Origin of the sequence: Inquilinus limosus DSM 16000, assembly GCF_000423185.1 — a bacterium.
GTDB classification, from domain to species: domain Bacteria; phylum Pseudomonadota; class Alphaproteobacteria; order DSM-16000; family Inquilinaceae; genus Inquilinus; species Inquilinus limosus.
The window spans coordinates 139000-157744 of record NZ_AUHM01000005.1 but is presented as its reverse complement, the minus strand read 5'-3'; the positions used below and the strand labels follow the sequence as shown (position 1 = coordinate 157744).

General features: G+C 70.8%; 15 protein-coding genes. 6 read left to right on the top strand and 9 right to left on the bottom strand.

The window, feature by feature from the left end; genetic code table 11:
• Positions 1-278 precede the first annotated feature (278 nt).
• From G537_RS0108045 to G537_RS36945, 6 genes are all read left to right on the top strand, one after another.
• Entirely contained in the window at positions 279-1058 is a 780-nt protein-coding gene (locus tag G537_RS0108045) for an ABC transporter permease (protein WP_026869680.1), read from the top strand.
• Positions 1045-2109 carry an ABC transporter ATP-binding protein gene (locus G537_RS0108040; protein WP_026869679.1) on the top strand — a complete coding sequence of 355 codons (1065 nt, stop codon included), beginning with the start codon at positions 1045-1047 and terminating at the stop codon, positions 2107-2109. Before G537_RS0108045 ends, G537_RS0108040 begins: the two co-directional genes overlap by 14 nt.
• Positions 2109-2708 (top strand): cysteine hydrolase family protein, encoded by a 600-nt coding sequence (locus tag G537_RS0108035; protein ID WP_026869678.1) that lies wholly within the window; start codon positions 2109-2111, stop codon positions 2706-2708. Before G537_RS0108040 ends, G537_RS0108035 begins: the two co-directional genes overlap by 1 nt.
• Before the next feature lie 157 nt (positions 2709-2865).
• Positions 2866-5091, top strand: a complete 2226-nt coding sequence (locus G537_RS36950; RefSeq protein ID WP_051248149.1) for an MGH1-like glycoside hydrolase domain-containing protein — start codon at positions 2866-2868, stop codon at positions 5089-5091.
• 140 nt (positions 5092-5231) lie between these two features.
• Positions 5232-6032, top strand: a complete 801-nt coding sequence (locus G537_RS0108025) for a hypothetical protein (protein ID WP_026869677.1) — start codon at positions 5232-5234, stop codon at positions 6030-6032.
• Positions 6033-6382: 350 nt separating this feature from the next.
• On the top strand, positions 6383-7312 hold the full coding sequence (locus G537_RS36945; RefSeq protein ID WP_051248147.1) for a LysR family transcriptional regulator: 930 nt from the start codon (positions 6383-6385) through the stop codon (positions 7310-7312).
• Between the two features lie 195 nt (positions 7313-7507).
• Here G537_RS36945 and G537_RS0108015 read toward each other — a convergent pair whose 3' ends face one another.
• The 9 genes from G537_RS0108015 to G537_RS0107975 all read right to left on the bottom strand — a co-directional run bounded on the left by G537_RS0108015 (position 7508) and on the right by G537_RS0107975 (position 18623).
• On the bottom strand, positions 7508-8896 hold the full coding sequence (locus tag G537_RS0108015; RefSeq protein WP_026869676.1) for an MmgE/PrpD family protein: 1389 nt from the start codon (positions 8894-8896) through the stop codon (positions 7508-7510).
• A gap of 16 nt (positions 8897-8912) precedes the next feature.
• Positions 8913-9962: a serine hydrolase domain-containing protein gene (locus G537_RS36940; protein ID WP_211230325.1), complete on the bottom strand. Its 1050-nt coding sequence runs from the start codon at positions 9960-9962 to the stop codon at positions 8913-8915.
• 19 nt (positions 9963-9981) lie between these two features.
• Positions 9982-10749, bottom strand: a complete 768-nt coding sequence (locus G537_RS0108005; protein ID WP_026869675.1) for an ABC transporter ATP-binding protein — start codon at positions 10747-10749, stop codon at positions 9982-9984.
• On the bottom strand, positions 10746-11609 hold the full coding sequence (locus tag G537_RS0108000; protein WP_026869674.1) for an ABC transporter ATP-binding protein: 864 nt from the start codon (positions 11607-11609) through the stop codon (positions 10746-10748). The genes G537_RS0108005 and G537_RS0108000 overlap by 4 nt, the downstream gene beginning before the upstream one ends.
• Complete coding sequence (nikC, locus tag G537_RS0107995) at positions 11602-12516, bottom strand: nickel transporter permease (RefSeq protein WP_026869673.1); 915 nt, start codon at positions 12514-12516, stop codon at positions 11602-11604. Before nikC ends, G537_RS0108000 begins: the two co-directional genes overlap by 8 nt.
• 8 nt (positions 12517-12524) lie before the next feature.
• Positions 12525-13598: an ABC transporter permease gene (locus G537_RS0107990; RefSeq protein ID WP_064742093.1), complete on the bottom strand. Its 1074-nt coding sequence runs from the start codon at positions 13596-13598 to the stop codon at positions 12525-12527.
• Positions 13599-13601: 3 nt separating this feature from the next.
• Complete coding sequence (locus G537_RS0107985) at positions 13602-15239, bottom strand: ABC transporter substrate-binding protein (RefSeq protein WP_081688675.1); 1638 nt, start codon at positions 15237-15239, stop codon at positions 13602-13604.
• A gap of 103 nt (positions 15240-15342) precedes the next feature.
• Positions 15343-16770 (bottom strand): M20 family metallopeptidase, encoded by a 1428-nt coding sequence (locus G537_RS0107980; RefSeq protein WP_026869670.1) that lies wholly within the window; start codon positions 16768-16770, stop codon positions 15343-15345.
• Between the two features lie 23 nt (positions 16771-16793).
• On the bottom strand, positions 16794-18623 hold the full coding sequence (locus G537_RS0107975; protein ID WP_211230324.1) for a S9 family peptidase: 1830 nt from the start codon (positions 18621-18623) through the stop codon (positions 16794-16796).
• Positions 18624-18745 lie beyond the last annotated feature (122 nt).

The window sequence follows — 18745 nt, the reverse complement described above, 5'->3', positions numbered from 1 at the left end:
GGCATCCTGACCAAGTCCCCATCGCATTCACACACCGTGGGGCAGGTTCTTTTTGAGTCCCCCCTCCCCTTGCGGGAGGGGGATAGGGGGAGGGGTCTGCGCGCGTCCGCGCGCGAATGGGCAGAGGGCCGAATTCGCCGCCTGTGCCAGCCCGCAACGATCCAGGCCGGCTCGGGCCGAGGGAACCCCCTCCCCCTACCCCCCTCCCGCGGGGGGAGGGGGGACTCAAGGAGGGCGATGCCTGAATCCGACAGCGCCGGGATCGCGGGAGTCCGCCCATGAAGCGCCTGGGCCTCGCCCATCTCTGGGTCGTCATCGCCTTCCTGTACCTGCCGATCGCGGTGATGGTGGTGATGGCGTTCAACGCCTCGCCGCTCTACGAGCTGCCGTTCAGCTTTTCGCTGGACTGGTTCGCCAAGCTGCCGGGCAATGAGCGGCTGCTGTCGGCCAGCGGCAACAGCTTGATCCTGGCCGTCGTCACCGCCGTGCTGGCCACCGCGATCGGCACCCCGGCGGCGCTGGCCCTGTCGCGGCGAAAGTTCCGCGGCCGGTCGCTGCTCCAATTGCTCCTGCTGCCGCCGATCGCCATCCCCTGGCTGATCACCGGCACGGCGATGCTGGTGTTCTTCTTCTCCACCGGCATCGGCCGCGGCCTGTTCGCCATGACCATCGGCCATGTCGCCCTGGCCATCCCCTATGTCGTGCTGGTGGTCGGCACCGGGCTGCAGTCGCAGCGCGCCGATCTGGAGGAGGCGGCGATGAGCCTGGGCTCCACCCCGCTGCACGCCTTCTTCAGCATCACCCTGCCGCTGCTGCTGCCCAGCATCATCGCCGCGGCGCTGTTCGCCTTCGCCGTGTCGCTGGACCAGTTCGTGGTCTCCTACTTCCTGGCCACGCCCGGCGTCACCACCCTGCCGGTCGAGATCTACTCCGCCATCCGCAAGGGCTTCACGCCGGAGATCAACGCCATCTCCACCATCCTGCTGGGCGCCTCGATGGTCCTGGTTCTGGCCTTCGCCCTCTTGTCGAACATGGGAGGCGCCCGTGAGCGGCGTTGAAGTCACTGGCGTCAGCAAGCGCTACGGCCCCGCCACCGTGCTGGACCGGATCAGCGCGCGCTTCGAGGCCGGGCGCTTCACCAGCCTGCTCGGCCCCTCCGGCTCCGGCAAGACCACCCTCCTGCGCATCGTCGCCGGCTTCGTGGTGCCGGACGAGGGCGAGCTGCGCATCGGCGCCGAGGAGGTGACGCGGGTGCCGGTGTGGAAGCGGCGCATCGGCATGGTGTTCCAATCCTACGCCCTGTTCCCGCACATGACCGTGCTGCAGAACGTGATGTTCGGGCTGAACCGGCGCGGCGTGCGCGGGACCCAGGCGGCCAAGGAGGCGCGCGAGGCGCTGGAGATGGTGCGCCTGTCCGGCTTCGAGGCTCGCCACCCGAAGCAGCTGTCGGGCGGGCAGCAGCAGCGCGTGGCCCTGGCCCGCGCCATCGTCACCAAACCGACCGTGCTGCTGCTGGACGAGCCGCTGTCGGCGCTGGACCGGCGGCTGCGGCAGGAGATGCAGGTCGAGCTGAAGCGCATCCAGCGCGAGAGCGGCCTGACCACCATCTTCGTCACCCATGACCAGGAGGAGGCGCTGACCCTGTCCGACCGCATTGCCATCCTGGACCGCGGCCGGATCGTGCAGGACGGGGCGCCGGGCGAGATCTACGAGCGGCCGCGCACCCGCTTCGCCGCCGGGTTCTTGGGCGACGCCAATTTCCTCGAGGGCACGGTGACGGCCGGCGGCGTCGAGATGCCGGGCGGCGGCATCGTCCGGGTCGCGGGGAAGCTGGCGGCGGCGGGCTCCAAGGTCACCCTGGCGGTGCGGCCGGAGAAGATGCAGATCCTGACCCCGAACACCGCCCATACCTTCGAGAACGCGATCCCGGCGACTCTGCGCGAGGTGATCTATGCCGGCGCGGTCTCGACCTATCTGCTGGCCGGGCCGGACGGGCGCGAGCTGAAGGTCTTCGCCCAGAACCGGTCGCAGGACGCCGCGGCACCGCAGCCCGGCTCCGCCATCACCCTGGGCTGGTCCGCCGCCCACACCATCGCGCTGGAGGATTGATGCTGCGCTTCGGGCCGCTGTCGCCGAACACCGTCCACATCGCCATCGACCTGCAGCGCCTGTTCGCCGAGGACACGGTGTGGTCGACCCCAACGCTGATGGGCGTCGTCCCCAACGTCGCCGCCCTCGTGAAGGCGAAGCCCGGCCGCACCCTGTTCCCGCGCTTCGTGACGCCGGAGAAGGCCGAGGACGCGCCCGGCACCTGGCGCCGCTACTACACCCATTGGCGGGCGGTGACCCGGCCGAACCTGGCGCCCGGCATGCTGGACCTGGTGGCGGAGCTGGCGGCCCTGGCGCCGGAGGGCAGCGTCATCGACAAGCCGACCCATTCCGCCTTCGCCGCGCCGGAGTTCGTCGACCGGCTCGCGGCGCTGGGCGCCGACACGCTGATCGTCACGGGGGTGGAGACGGATGTCTGCGTGCTCGGCACCATCCTCGACGGCATCGACCGCGGCTTCCGCATCGTCGCCGTGTCCGACGCGATGACCAGCTCGTCGCTGCCGGGCCACCACGCCACGCTCGACCTCATCCTGCCGCGCTTCGACCAGCAGGTGGAGATCGTCACGACCGAAGCGGCCCTGCGGGCCTGGAGTCGGTAGAAGAAGCGGTACTTGCATTCATCCGCCATGGCGAGGCGCGCAGCGCCGTGGCCATCCAGGGCCGCTCGCATTGGCCCCTGGATGGCCACGCCCCTTCGGGGCTCGCCATGACGGGTCGGGAAGACATGGCAATGACGACTTTCGGCACGAGGCCCTGATGCTGCGCGATACGACCGTCCCGCTCGCCCGGGCCTGGAACACCTGGTCCAGCCGCCCGGCCGAGATGGTGTTCCTGCCGCTGGGCGTGCGGGTGACGCCGCTGGCCTATGCCGACAGCAGCCGCAGCGCCACGCTGTTCCCGGCCAAGTCGGTCCGCTACGGCCGCCACGCCCTGGACGGCAGCCTGGTGGAGCTGGACCTGGACCATGCCGGCACCCTCCTGGCTTGGCGCTGGGCCAAGCGCGGGCCGTTCGCGCTGTCCGGCACCTGGCGCACGCAGAAGACCGGCGAATGGGGCCTGCGCTTCTGGTTCAACCTGTGCCTGTCGGCGGAGGACGGGCAGACCGTGCGCTGGGACCCGGCGGGGGCCGCATTGGTCAAGGTCGGTCACCGCTTCGTCGCCCTGGCCAGCGCCGAGCCGCCGGTGCAGGTGACCGGCCACGCCACGGTCGAGGCCGTGGCCGAGGATTACGAGACCCACGGCTACTTCCATCTCGGCGCGCGGTCCGAAGCGGCGCCGGTGCTGGTGCTGCGCTTCAACCTGGAGATGATGCGCGACGGCGGCATCGGCGTCGCCGTGGCTGACCGGGCCGACCTGGCGGTCGAGCGTGCCAAGGCGCTGGCGGCCGAGCCGGGCGAGGCCCCTTCCCTGCCGAGCCAGACCGGGGCCCAGGCCGGCGCGCTGGACGCGCTGCGCGACGTGATGGCCTGGAATACGGTGTGGGACGAGGTCAACCGCCGGCCCTATACCTCGATCAGCCGGAACTGGAACCTGTCGAAGTTCGGCGGCTTCGGCGTCTGGCTGAACGACCAGCTCTACAACGCGCTGCTGACCGGCTACCTGGACCAGGAGATGGCGCGGGAGAACCTGGCGGCGTCGCTGGCCAGCGCCACGCCGGAGGGCAACCTCGCCTGCCTGCTGACCGCCAACGACGCCTGGGTCGACCGCACCCAGCTGCCGATCGGGTCGTTCCTGCTGTGGCTGATCTGGCTTCGCTCCCGCTCGCGGCCGATGCTGGAGCTGGCCTACGGCACGCTGGCGCGCAACCACGCCTGGTGGTGGCGCGAGCGCGACCCGCGCGGCCGGGGCCTGGTCTCCTACGGCACCTCGGACGTCGGCGAGGGGCTGTACAAGGGCACCTCCTTCGGAGCCCGCAACGAATCCAGCATGGACAATTCGCCGATCCATGACGAGGCGGCCTACGACCCGGAGACGCGCACCCTGCGCTGCGAGGATGTCGGGCTGAACAGCCTGCTGGCCTTCGACGCCGAGGTGCTGTCCTGGATCGCGGCCGAGCTGGGCGACCAGGCCGCCGCGGCCGCCCATGCCGAGACCGCCGCCCGGACCCGGGCGAAGATCGGCGCCGAGCTGTGGGACGAGAGCCGCGGCATCTTCGCCAACCGGCTGTGGTCCGGCGAATTCGTGCGCAGCCTGGGGCCGACCAGCTTCTATCCGCTGATCTGCGGCGCCGCCTCGCCCGGGCAGATCCAGCAACTGCTGGCCCATCTCGAGGACCCGGCCACCTTCGGCGGCGAATTCGTCATCCCCGGCACCACCCGCGACGACCCGGCGGCCAAGGACAATTCCTACTGGCGCGGCCGGATCTGGCCGCCCTTGAACTGGATGGTCTGGCACGGGCTGCGCCGCAACGGCTTCGAGGCCGAGGCGATCAAGCTGGCCGAGGACAGCCTGCGTCTGTTCCGCCGCGCCTGGGACGAGCGCCGGCTGTGCCCGGAGAACTACAACGCCGAGACCGGCGAGCCGATGGACCAGCCGGACACCGAGGGCTTCTACAGCTGGGGCGCGCTGATGCCCGCCCTCGGCGTCGCCCGGGTGATGGACGTCAACCCTTGGGGCGGCTGGGAGGTCGTCAACGACGGCGCCGACGCGACGCTCGGCCCGATCGCCAGCCCGGCCGGCGCGGTGACGGTCGCCATCGAGGCCGGCGTGCTGGCTTTGCGGCAGGGCAGCCGCACGCTCTTGGAGACCAATGTGCGGGGCCGGCTGTCGCAGCTGCGCTTCGGCGAAGGCGACATCGCCGTCACCCTGCCGCCGGAGCTGCCGGCCGGCGCATGGTTGCGCTTCCCGTCCCTGGCGCCGGAGCGCGTGCTGGACCTGCGCATCGGCGACGAAGCCGCGCTCTGGCGGGCGGAGGCCGGCGTCACCGTCGACCTGCCGCCCGGCGCGGCCGGCCGCACGCTGCGGGTGCTTCGGACGGCGTAGATCCATCGGCGGCCGGACCGTCCCGCCCCCTAATGCTGGGGGATTGAGGCCTGGTCCGCTGCCTGGATAGCGTCGGGGCGGATCTCTTCCGGATCCAACGGCGTCGCAGGCCTCCGGCCTGCGCGAGCGGAGGGCCCGATATGCCGCTGACGCGCGAGCAGGTGAAGATCGCCATCGAGATCGTCGCGGCGGACCCGATGTGCAACCGGGTCATCCAGCCGGATCCAGGGCCCGACGGAGGCCTGGGATTGGTGCCGAATTTCCGGCAGGCGGTGCTGGAGACCTTCGGTCTCTCGGGCTGGACGCGGAATGCCCAAGCCTATGTGCTGAACGGCGCCGGTCTCATGGACCAGGGGACCTATGAGCAGCTGATGTGCGGCGGCATCGCGGCGGTCACCGTCGCCGCCCTGCGGCCACGGCGGATCCGCATCCCGCACCTGCAGGCGGTGGAGCAGACGGATCCGCGCTCGGCGGGCGGCTGGGCGCATATCGCAACCCTGCTGCGGATGGACGACAACGCCGAATACGTCCTCGACTGGCACAAGACGCTGAACGTCTACAATCCCTGGGTCAGCCGATATGCCGACTGGTGGGAGGCCCGGAACGAGGTTCCGTTCGTCGGCTTCTTCGGATTCGAGGATTCCGTGTCGCTGACCCCGGCCCAGCGGATGCTGGTGGGGAAGTGGACGGTGACGGTCGGCCGCTGGAGCTGGGTCTACGATTTCGACGACCGGTTCGGCGTCACATGGACCGATCCGGCCAACGGGACGGGCGGGCGCGGGTCCTGGCTGTGGCGGGGCAGCGATGCGCAGATCGAATTGACCTGGATCGGCTCAGGCACGAAGGAGCGCTGGTTCCTGCCGCTCAACCCGGCGGATCAGAAGGGCGTCTGCCGCATGACCGGCGGAAGCCACCCGCTGAGGGCCGTGAAGCTGCCGTGACGCCGCCGGCCGTCTTCGTACCCGGTCTGCACCGGCACAAGGCGGCGACGTCCTGAAAATCGCCCCATACGAGTCCTGACGGCGCTGAGCCCTGCGGTTCCTGCCCAAGCCGCGGGCATAGCCCCGCTTTGTGCCTGCCCACTGGTCACCGCCGCCCCGCCCGGGGCGTGCGGCGGCCGGCGCATGGCTGGATTCCCGGCTGGTACGCCGCCTGCATCCGCTTCGGTTCCACAGTCGCTGCGGATGACGCAGTATCGCGCATCGGGACCTTGCGGCCCCTCTCCCGTCCAGGCCCCGGCCCATCCCGTCGAGATCGCGTATCGGAGCAGCCCCGAACCCGGAGGCCCCTGATGGAAGTGAAATGGCTGGAGGATTTTCTCAGTCTGTCCGCGACATCGAGCTTCTCCCGCTCCGCCGATGAGCGGCACGTCACCCAATCGGCCCTGAGCCGCCGCATCCGGCAGCTGGAGAGCTGGATCGGCGTGCCGCTGTTCGACCGCACCAGCTATCCGGTCCGGCTGACCACGGAGGGCCAGGACTTCCTGCCGCGGGCGCGGAAGATCCTGGACCTGGTGCAGCAGACCCGGGCCGAGCTGCGGGACCGGCACGACACCGCGGCCGAGGTGCTGTCCTTCGCGACGCTGAACACCCTGTCCCTGACCTTCTTCCCGACCTGGATCCGGCGCCTGGAGGGCCGGCTCGGCCCGATCCGGACCCGTTTCGAGACGCGGCCGACCTTCGCCGGCATCATCGCCACGCTGCTGGACGGCCATTGCGACTTCCTGCTGACCTACGCCCATGAATCCGTGCCGCTGATGTGCGATCTCGCCTATTGCGAGCACCGCTGCCTGGGCGAGGAGCGGGTGATCCCGGTCTCCGCCCCCGACGCCAGGGGCCGGCCGCTGCACGCCATCGAGGGCGGCGGCGGGCCGATCCAGTATCTGAGCTACGGCACCGGCTCCTTCTTCGGCCACGGCCTGGCCCGGCTGTTCGCCGGGCGCCCGCTGCCGCTGGCCGTGGTCTACGAGAACGCGATGTCGGCCGGCCTCAAGGCCATGGCGCTGGCCGGGCGGGGCCTGGCCTGGATTCCGGAAAGCCTGATCGCGGAGGAGCTCCGCTCCGGCGCGCTGGTCCGGGCCGGCAGCCCGCCCTGGACGCTGATCGTCGAGATCCGCCTCTACCGCGCCGCCGCCGGCCGCTCATGCGCCGACCGGTTCTGGTCGGCGGTCCCGGACTGGCGGGACGCGATGCCGCCGCCCCGCCGGGCCTCGGCGGGGTGAGCACCGGCGGTCGCCCATCGGCGCCAACATCAGGCCGGCCTTGCTCAATGGCGCGGTCCGCCCCCCTCACCCTCCCGCCGCCTTCGGCGTCGGGCCCCTCCCTCTCCCCGAGGAGAGGGAAAGGGGACGGCTCCGTTCACCTCTCCCTCGGGGAGAGGTCGAAATCGCGTCAGCGATTTCGGGTGAGGGGGCGACTCAGGCCCATCCGCTATCTCGGCGCATAGGGGCCATCGCCAGCGGCTGCTCCAGGAACGTCAAGCCGTCCTGCCGGTCCAGCGCGTCGAGGCGGTCGTGCAGGCGCTCGATCTCTGCGGGGTCGAGCGCGCCGCGGCAGCAATCGGCGAATTTCGCCCGGCGGTCGGCATCGTCGAACGGGTCGGCGATGCTGCCCTTCGCCTCCGCGCGCTCGGCCGAGAGGATCCGGCCGTCGGCGAGCCGGATCGTCACCCGGTGCGGCAGCGGCCTCGGGCCTGCCGCCCGCTCCTCCTCCCGCGAATACGCGGTCATCGTGATGCGCGGCAGCAGCGCGCGCACCGGCGGCGCCCCGACCGCCGCAGGGGCGAAGTCGGACAGCTCCAGCCTGTCCTTCAGCAGGGCCAGGGCGACGCAGTACGGCATCGAGAAGCGGGCCTGCATCTCGTCCTCCGGGCGCGGATAGGCGAGGTTGCGCTGGTTGGCGATGCCGACCAGCGTCTCCACCGCGACCACCTCCGCCGCCGCGAAGCCGTGCCGCGCCCTGAGGTCGAGGACGAGGTCGACGGCGTTGTGGGTCGAGCCGCAGCAGGGGTGTCGCTTCGGCATCAGCCCGTCGCTCTCGATCACATGCGGACTGCCGATCGACACCTCGTCCCACCCTGTGGCATCCGGCCCGCCGAACAGCTCGCGGAATCCCTGCGGCGCCTCGAGGATGTCGAGCCGCCCGGCCATGCCGCACTCCGCCAGCGCCGCGGCCTCCACCGCGTTGCGGGCGGCGAGGCCAGCGTGCAGCGGCTTGGCCGGGGTGCCGAACTGCCCCTTGACCCCGGCGGCCATGCTGACGGCGAGGCTCATGGCCCGGGCGATGCCGGCCGCGTCGAGGCCGCGCAGCCAGGCGGCGCCGGCCGCGGTGCCGATGCAGCCGACCGTCGATGTGGCGTGCCAGCCGGCCGCGTAGTGGGACGGGTTGACGCCGCGCCCGACCGCGGCCTGCGCCTCCAGCCCGACCAGATAGGCATCGACGAACTCGCGCCCGGTAGCGCCCCGCGCCAGCGCGACGCCCAGCAGCGCCGGCACCAGCACCGCCGAGGCATGGCTGGCCGCCGGACGGAAATTGTCGTCGTAGTCGAGCGCATGCGCCGCCGTGCCATTGACCAGGGCCGACAGCCCTTCCGCCGCCTGCCCGCCGCCGACCATGTTGCAGCGGGTCCCATCGGCGATCGAGCCGGCGAAGGCGGCGCGCACGGCCCGCACCGACGGATCCTCAGCCCCGGCCAGCATGCAGGCGATGGTGTCGGCGATGGCGTGGCGGGCCCGCAGGCGGGCGAGATCGCCGAACTCGACCCCCGACCGGCTCCATTTCGCGATCGCCCCGATGATGCTGGCCATGGCTGGTTCCTCCGGCTCAGGCGGCCATGCCGGCCCTGCGGGCGTCGAGAATGAGGGCGAGGAGCCGGCCGAACTGGAACCGGTCGACCTCCGGCCCGACCGGCTTCCCGTCGATCTTCTCCGTGTCGGCGCGGTGGACGACGACGAGATCGAGCGGCGGGATGACGACGCAGTAATGGCCGCCGGCGCCCTGGGCGCTGTAGGTGCCCTCCGGCACGATCACGCCGGGGAAGGCGATGCCCTGGCGCGACACCCACCACATGTAGCCGTAGGCGCCGCGCGGGCCGGCGTCGGAATAGGGCAGCACGCTGGCCGCCGCCCAGCCCTGCGGCACCACCTGGCGGTCGCGCCAGCGCCCGTCGCGCAGGAACAGCAGGCCGAAGCGGGCGAGGTCGCGGGTCGACATCCGGAACGGATAGGCGTGGTGGACCGAGCAGGGATCGGGCTCGAGCCAGCCATCCGCCCGCTCCGCATCGAAGCGGAAATCCTGCATGCCGATCGGCGCCGCGATCCGGTCGCGGAAGGCGGCGTGGATGCTGCGCCCGGTGAGCTGCCGGTAGATCGTGCCGAGCGCGTTGAAGTCCCAGTTGCTGTAGCACCAATGGGCGCCCGGCGCCTGGGAGTGGCGGGGCGGCTTCAGCGACCTCATCCACGGCGTCTCATATCCGGCGGGGTGATAGATGCCGGACCGCGCGGTCAGCAGATCGTAGATGGTCGCCTGCTTCTCGCGCTCGCTCAGCCCCTCGCGGTCGTCGATGCCGAGCTGCTCCAGCGTCAGCGACAGGTCGATGGCGTCGTCGCCCTGATGCGTGCCGATCAGGGCGCTGAGGAAGCTCTTGCGGATCGAATGGCACAGGTAGCGCCGGGTGATGTCGCCGCGGCTGGCGATCACCCGCCCGCCCTGCACGATCATCAGCGCGGCGGTGCCGATCCGGTCGGCCTCGGCCCAGACGCGGTCGAGATGCTCGAGCGACCATCCCGCCGGCCGCAGATCCTCGACCATCTCCCAGTTCGTGCCGGGCCAGTGGTCGGCCTCGACCCGTTCGGCTGCGCTGAGCTGATCCACCTTCCCCTCCTCCGCCCCGTCAGGACGCCGGCCGGTAGCCGACGCTCGCCTCCAGGAAGTCGCGCGTGTACGGCTCGCGCGCCCGGCGGGCGCGGACGCCCTGGGCCGTCATCTCCTCGACGATCCGCCCGCCATGCATCATCGCGATGCGGTCGCAGAGATGGGCGATGACCGGGAGGTCGTGGGTCACCATCAGATAGGTCAGGCCGCGCTCGCGCCGCAGCGCCTTCAGGAGGTTGAGGATCTCCGCCTGGACCGAGACGTCGAGCGCCGAGGTCGGCTCGTCCAGGAGCAGGATCTCCGGCTCGATGATCAGGCTGCGGGCGATGGCGACGCGCTGGCGCTGCCCGCCCGACAGCTCGTGCGGATAGCGGTAGCGGAAGCCGCCGCCCAGGCCGACCGACTCGAGCGCCGCGTCGATCCGCTGCTCCGGCTGGTCGAAGCCGTGGATGCGCAGCGGCTCGGCCAGCACGGCCTGGACCATCTTGCGCGGATGCAGCGAGGCGTAGGGATCCTGGAACACCATCTGGACGCGGCGGAAGAACGCCTTGTCGCGCCTGCGCGGCACCTCCCGGTCCCGGAACAGGACCGCGCCGCCATAGGCGGTGTTGAGCCCGGCCAGGGCGCGCAGGACGGTCGACTTGCCGCAGCCGGATTCGCCGATCAGCCCGAAGGATTCGCCCTGCCGGAGGGCGAAGGAGACGTCGTCGACCGCGGTCATCGCCGCGGCGCCGGAGCCGAAGGTGACGCGCAGGCCCACCGCCTCCAGGATTGTGTCGGCGGTCATGCCGCGGCCCCGGCGAAGGTCGGCCCGTCGAGCCAGGCGGGATCGCGGCTGGGCACCTGCAGCGTGTCGACCGGCCGGTCGAGCCGCGGCAGGCTGTCGAGCAGGGCGCGGGTGTAGGGATGGCGGGCCCGGTGCAGATCCCGCGCCGGGATGTCCTCCATGATCCGCCCGGCATACATGACCAGCACGCGGTCGCAGAAATCGGCCACCAGGTTGAGGTCGTGGCTGATGAACATCAGCCCGGCGCCGCGCCGGGTGACGAGGTCGTCGAGGATGGTCAGGATCTGCCGCCGGACGGTCACGTCGAGGGCCGAGGTCGGCTCGTCGGCGATGATCAGGTCCGGCTCCGGGATCAGCATCATCGCGATCATGACGCGCTGGCCCATGCCGCCCGAGACCTCGTGCGGGAACAGGCGGAACACCCGTTCGGGGTCGCGGATGCGGACGGCGTCCAGCATCTCCAGCGCCCGCGCCTTCGCCTCGCGCAGGCCGACCCGGTGGTGCAGCCGGTAGGCCTCGGTGATCTGCCGTCCGACCCGCATCAGCGGGTTCAGGGAGAATTTCGGGTCCTGCAGGATCATCGAGATGCGGTTGCCGCGGATCGCCCGCATCCGCCGCTCGGAGGCCGCGAGCAGGTCGATGCCGTCGAAATCGAGCCGCCTCGCCGTCACCCGCGCCGCCTTGGGCGTCAGCTTCAAAATCGACCGACCGGTCAGCGATTTGCCGGAGCCGGATTCGCCGACGATGCCGACCTTCTCGCGCCCGATGGCGAAGGAGATGCCGCGCACCGCGTGCAGCGGGCCGTGGCCGCCGGGGAAGGTGATGCGGAGATCCTCGACCTGGAGAAGGGACTCAGCCATGGCGGGGATCCAGGATGTCGCGCAGCCCGTCGCCGAACAGGTTGAAGGCCAGGCTGGTGAGGAGGATGGCGCAGCCGGGGATCGCCGCGATCCACCAGCTGGTCAGCACGAATTCGCGGCCGCTGGACAGCATCGCGCCCCATTCCGGGCTGGGCGGCTGCGCGCCGAGGCCGAGGAAGCCGAGGCCCGCGGCGGTGAGGATGATCGCCGCCATGTTCAGCGTGATCCGCACCACCACCGAGGGCAGGCACATCGGCACCACATGCGACAGGATGATCCGCAGCGCCGACGCCCCCTGCAGGCGCACCGCGGCGATGTAGTCGGAGCTGCGGATCGACAGCGTCTCCGCCCGCGCCAGCCGCGCGATCGGCGGCCAGGCGGCGAGCGAGATGGCGATGACCGCGTTCTCGATGCCGGGGCCGAGCGCGGCGACGAAGGCCAGCGCCAGGACCAGGCTGGGGAAGGCCAGGAAGATGTCGACCACGCGCATCAGCACGATGTCGACCCAGCCGCCGAGATAGCCGGCCGTGGTGCCGATCAGGAGGCCGACCGGCGCCACGATCAGCGCCGTCAGCACGGCGATGTAGAGCGTGATCCGGGCGCCGAAGACGATGCGGCTGAACACGTCGCGGCCGAGCTCGTCGGTGCCGAGGAGATGCGCGGCCGAGGGCGGCTGGAGGCGAATCGAGAGGTCCTGCGCGTAGATGTCGTGGGTGGCGATCAGCGGCGCGAACACCGCCGCCGCGGCCATCAGCAGGATGATGGCCAGCCCCAGCAGGGCGGAGGGGTTGCCCCACAGCCGCAGCAGCCTGAGCCGGAGCTGCTGGGCGCGGGCCTGGAGGGGCGAGGTCGGGACCGGGGCCCGGAGCCAGCCCTTCAGCGAGCCGATGCGGGTGTCGCTTGGCATGTCCACGCTCATCGGGTGCGGGGGTCGAAGATGCGGTAGAGCAGGTCGCAGAACAGGTTCAGCGCGACGAAGATCACGCCGATCAGGAGCGTGCAGCCGACCACCGCGTTCATGTCGCCGGCGAGCAGGGTGTTGGTGAGGTAGCGGCCGAAGCCGGGCCAGGCGAAGACGGTCTCGGTCAGCACCGCCCCTTCCAGGAGGAAGGCGTAGGACAGGGCCACCACCGTCACCACCTGCACCGCGATGTTGCGGAAGGCGTGGACCCAGACCGTGCGGGCCCAGGACAGGCCCTTGACCCGGGCGGCGATGACGTATTCCTGGCCCAGCTGCTCGATCATGAAGCTGCGGGTCATCCGGCTGATATAGGCGAGCGCGCCGAAGCCGAGGATCGAGGCCGGCAGGATGACGTGGCGGAAGGCGTCGCCGAACGCCTCCCACTGCCCCTGCAGCGCGGTGTCGAGCAGCAGGAACCCGGTCATCGGCTGGACGTCGAACTCGTACATGAAGTCGATGCGCCCCGGCCCGCCGACCCAGCCGAGCGTGGCGTAGAACAGCACCAGCCCCATCAGCCCGAGCCAGAAGTTCGGCGCCGAATAGCCCAGGAGGCCGACGACGCGGACGAGATGGTCGACCGCGCCGTCGCGATACATCGCCGCCAGCACGCCCAGCGGGATGCCGAGCCCGGTACCGATGACGATGGCGACCGTCGCCAGCTCCAGCGTCGCCGGGAAGACCCGGGCGATGTCCTCGACCACCGGCTTGCCGGTGGTCAGCGCCGTGCCGAGGTCGAGGCTGGCGATGTCGCCCAGGTAGCGCAGGAACTGGACCCAGACCGGCTGGTCCAGCCCGAGCTGCCGGTACATCGCGTCATAGGCCTCCTGGCTGGCATTGTCGCCGAGGATGGCGGTGACCGGGTCGAGCGGCAGCAGCCGCCCGATGAAGAAGGTCAGCGCCGCGAGCCCGAACAATGTGACGGCGACCGACAGGAGGGTGCGGCCGACCGCCAGGGCCCAGGACGACAGCGCCTTCCGTCCTGGGGCCGCGGGCCGGCGGGGAACGGCGATGGGGGCGGCGTCGACCATGCGCTACTTGCCGACCAGCTCGTAATAGGTGCGGAAGCCGTTCCAGCTCCAGTTCTCCAGCGATTTGCGGATGCCGGCGACGTTGTACATCTGGAACATGATCGCCATCGGCCCCTGCTGCATGATCTGCCGCTGCAGGTCGTGGTACATCGCGTTGCGGTTTTCCGGATCGGGCTCCAGCAGCGCCGCCGCGATCTTCTTGTTCACCTCCTCGGAATAGAAGGCGGCCCTCCAGCTCGGATACTGCGTCTGCTTCGCCTCGGCCCGGTTGTCCGGGTTGTAGACCAGCCGCGAGGCGTTGCCGTGCGCGTCGGGCACGCCGGTCTGCCAGGCCTGCATCGCGGTCTGGAACTCCCGCCCCCGCACCCGGCTGAACAGCTGGGCGTTGGCCATCCGCTCCAGAGTCAGCTCGACGCCGATCTTGGCGGCGTTCTGCTGCACGCTCTGCGCGATCGGGGCCGAATGCGGCAGGGTGCCGATGAAGACATTGGCCTTGAAGCCGTTGGGATAGCCGGCCTCGGCCAGCAGTGCCTTGGCCTTGTCGAGATCGAGCGAGAAGGGCTGCCCCTCCTTCTCATCGAGCGCGCCGACCGCGCCGATCTGGACGAAGCTGGCCCGCGGCACGCCGGTGTAGGTCATCACCGTCTTGGCGAGGCCGTCATAGTCGATCAGGTAGCGCATCGCCAGGCGGACCTTCTCGTTCGCGAAGATCGGGTCGGCGTTGTTGAAGATCCAGAAGAACAGCTGCGGCTTCAGCACCCGGACGACCGACACGTCGGGCGAGCTCTCCAGGTCCTTCAGGTCCTCCGGCGTCAGGTCGCGCGCCACGTCGACATCGCCTTGGGTCAGCAGCAGGCGCTGCGTTCCCGCCTCCGCCACATGGCGGATCAGGACGCGCTTCAGCGCCGGCGCCTGGCCCCAGTAGCTCTCGTTCGCCTGCAGGACGACGGATTCGCCGGCGTTCCACTGCACCAGCTTGTAGGGCCCGACGCATTCGGTGCGGGTGGCGAGATACTTGTTGCCGAGGTCGCCGTTCACCTCGTTCGCCATGAGGGTCTTTCGGTCCATGGTGGCGGAGACGCGGTTGGCGGCGATCGCCTGCAGGATCAGGCTGGTCGGGTAGGGCTTGTCGAGCTTGAGGACGAGGGTGGCGTCGTCGGGCGCCGTGATCTGGCTGTCGACCTTGTCCTTGGTGAAGCCGTATTCGGTCAGCGTCGCCGCGTTGCCGAAGCCGAGCTTGACCACCCGCTGCATCGACCACGCCGTGTCCGCCGCCGTCGCCGGATTGCCGGAGGGGAAGGTGGCGCCCTTGCGCAGATGGAAGGTGATCTGCAGGCGGTCGTCGGAGACGTCCCAGCTCTCGGCGAAGAGCGGCACCACCTTGGACTCGTCCGCCGGATCGAAGTCGACCAGGGTGTCGCAGGTGTTCTTGACGATCTCGTCGGTCACCACCTCACCGATCTGGGCCGGGTCGAAGGTGCTGATCGCGTCGATGTTCCAGGCCATGACCAGCGCGCTCGACGGCGTCGCCGCCCCGGCGGCGAAGGGCGCCGCGGCGAGGATGGCGCCGCAGGCCGCGCCGAGGGCGCGGCGGCGGAGCGGGCGGGATCCGGACGACGCCGGGATCGGACGGGCGAACATGGATCGAGCCTCCGTGCTGTTCTGTTGGTGTTGTCCGGCGCCCTCCGCGGCCTTCTTCCGGGATGCCGCCGGCCTCGTTCCGCGGGCCGGCTGGCGTCCGGGCTCAAGCGGCCTGCGGCCGCGGCTGCAGGGGCGGCTGCACCTCCGGCGGGATCGGGCAGACATAGGGCGTGGCGGCCGTCCGCTCCCGATGGTCCTGCTTGGCCCGGGCCAGCAGCAGCTCGTCGCTCAGCACGTCGAGCGCGGTGCCGGCCATGGCCTTCGCCGCATGCACCATGCCCTTGTGCGCGGCCGGCGCCTTGCCCTGGGCGGTGATCTGCCAGGAATGGCCCGGCGTGCCGATGGCGTGGGTCGCGACCCGCACCTCCACGGTCGGCACCACCCAGCTGACATCGGCGACATCGGTCGACCCGATCATCGGCTCGCCCTTGGCCTCGCGCGGCACGATGAAGTCGCAGAGCGGCGTGTCCGGCCGCGGCGGGATGCCGACGCGGCGGTAGTCGGTGAGGATGTCCTCCTCGCTCAGCGTCGCCTGGATCTGCGCGGCATAATCCCGGTCCGCGGCGTCGAACGGCACCGGGCCGAGGCGCAGCAGGTTCTGGTGCATCGCCTCCGCCAGCGGCGTGTTGCCGAGCATGTTGGAGACGGCGCTCATGATCGAGATCGCGACCGTGGTCTCGGTCATCAGCGCGGCGCCCTGGGCGATCTTCCTGACCCGCTCGTTCAGCGCCAGCATGCCGGCCAGGTCGCGCGCCCGGATGGCGTAGCGCACCTTGGCCGAGGCCTGGACGACATTCGGCGCGATGCCGCCGGAATCGAGCATGGCGTAGTGGATGCGGGCGTCGGACGGCATGTGCTCGCGCATGTAGTTGACGCCGACATTCATCAGCTCGACCGCGTCCAGCGCGCTGCGGCCGAGATGCGGCGCCGCGGCGGCGTGCGAGGCGCGGCCGGTGAAGTGGAAGTCCATCCGGGTGTTGGCCAGCGACAGCGCCTCGCCGACCCGGGTCAGCGACGCCGGGTGCCAAGTGATGGCGATGTCAACATCCTTGAACGCGCCGGCGCGCACCATGAAGGCCTTGGCCGCGCCGCCCTCTTCCGCCGGGCAGCCATAGTAGCGCACGCGGCCGGGCCGGCCGGTCGCCTCGAGGAAGTCCTTGACCGCGGTGGCGGCCAGCATGGCGGCGGAGCCGAGCAGATTGTGGCCGCAGCCATGGCCGTAGCCGTTGCCCGGCAGCGGCTTGGGCTCGGCGATGCCGGCCTCCTGGCTCAGCCCCGGCAGGGCGTCGTATTCGCCGAGGATGGCGATCACCGGCCCGCCCTCGCCCGCCTCGCCCATCACCGCGGTCGGGATGCCGGCCAGGTTTTCGGTCACGCGGAAGCCCTGGGCCTTCAGCATGGCTGTGTGCTCGGCCACCGACCGGTATTCGGTGTAGGCGATCTCCGGCATCCCCCAGATCCGGTCGCTCAGCGCCTCGAACTCCGTCCGCTTGGCGTCGACCATCTGCCAGATCGTTTCGGAATTCTGCATGATCGTCCCTTTCGGTCCTGAAATCAGAGATGGCGGTCGAGGAAGTCGGCGACGGCGCCGAACACCGCGTGGCGGCTGTCCAGCCGCGCGAAGCCGTGCCCTTCATGCGGCACGCGGATGTAGTCGACCGGGCGGCCGAGGCCGCGCAGCGCCGAAGTGACCATCTCGCTCTCACCCGGCGGCACGCGCGGGTCGTCCAGCCCCTGGGCGACCAGCAGCGGCACGCGGATCCGGTCCAGCCTGTGGATCGGCGAGATGCGCTCCAGCAGTTCCTTATCCGTGACCGGATCGCCGTATTCCGCCGCCCGCAGGCGCCGGCGCCAGGGGCCGGTGGTCTGCAGCAGGGTGTGGAAATTGGCGATGCCGTAGAATTCGATGCCGAGTCGCCAGAGCTCCGGATACTCGGTCAGCGCCGCCAGCACCATGAAGCCGCCATAGGAGCGGCCGAAGACGCCGATCCGGGCCTCGTCGATATCGGGCTGGGCCCCCAGCCACAGCCGGACGGCCCGGAGATCGGCGACGCTGTCCATGCGCAGCCCGATATCGTCGAGATGCTGGTAAGGCCGGCCGTAGCCGGTGCTGCCGCGGACATTCGGCGCCGCCACCGCGATGCCGCGGGCCAGCATGTACTGGATATCGGCGCGGAAGGTCGGCGTCCATTGCGCCTCTGGCCCGCCATGGACGATGACGAGCGCCGGGAAGCCGCCGGCCGGCGCCTCGCCCTTCGGCCGGTACAGCAGGAACGGGACCTGCAGCCCGTCGAAGCTCGCGGCGCGCCGGACGACCGGTTCGACGAAGCCGCCGACGAGATCGCCTGTGGGGGCGTCGGTCAGCCGGCTCGCAGTCCCGTCGGTGATGCCGTACTGCCAGATGCCGGGCGGCGTCGCCGCGCCTTCGAGCGGGAAGACGAGGCCGCTGCCGTCCGGCCGCCAGGAGACGGAGCCGATCACGCCGGGCGGCAGCCCGTCCACCGCCGTCTCCGCGCCGCTGTCGAGATCGCGGATCAGGATCCGGTTCCACCCCTCCTCATTGACCACATAGGCGATGCGGGCCTGGTCGGGCGACAGCGCCATCGCCTCGACGTCCTTCCCTTCGATCGCCACCACCCAGCGGAGGCTGCGATCCTCCAATGAGAGAAAAGCGATGCCCTGGAAGTCCCGCCCCTGGTCAGTCAGCAGATAGGCGCCGCTGCCGTCCTTGCGGAACTTGGCCGCGACGTAGCGCGCCCGGCCGTCATGCGGCAGCAGCGGCTCACAGGCGCCGGTGTCGAGGTCGAGCCGGACCAGATCCTGGTCGGTCGTCGCCCGGGTGCAGTCCCGCACCAGCAGCGCCTTGCCGTCCGGGAAAAAGGCCATGGCCTCGCGATAGAGCTCGCCCTGATACACGCAGGTCGCCTTGCGGGTCGCGACCTCCATCACATGGATGTCCATATGGAAGCGGTCGCGGGCGTTCGCGGCATAGGCGATCCGCTGCCCGTCCGGCGACCAGGCGCCCCAGGCATGGACCACGGTCGGATCGTCGGTCAGCGCCGCCGGCGCGGCCTCGGCGCCCGGGATCAGCCAGAGCTGATGCCGTTCGTCGCCGCCGCGGTCCATGGTGAAGATCAGGTCCCGGCTCTTCGGGCTGAAGGCCAGTGCGCCGACCGGCTCCGGCGTCTCCGCCGCCCGCCAAGCGACGCCGCCCCCGGCCGGCTGCAGCCAGATCTGGTGGAAGCCGGTCTGGTCGCCGAGGAAGGCCATCAGCCCGCCGTCCGGCGACAGCGCCGGGCTCTTGGCGCCGCGGATGTCGAGATAGGGGCGGATCGCGGCGCGCGCCGGACTCGAATCCGCCCGGATGGCTCCGCCATCGGACAATTGACTGCCCCCTGTTCGAACCGCCGGCCCTTGTATCCCCGGCCGCCGCGCGCCCATCGATTGGGCACGCCCAAATTGTGATCATGATGTCGCCCGGCATCAGGGCCGGCCAATTCATAATT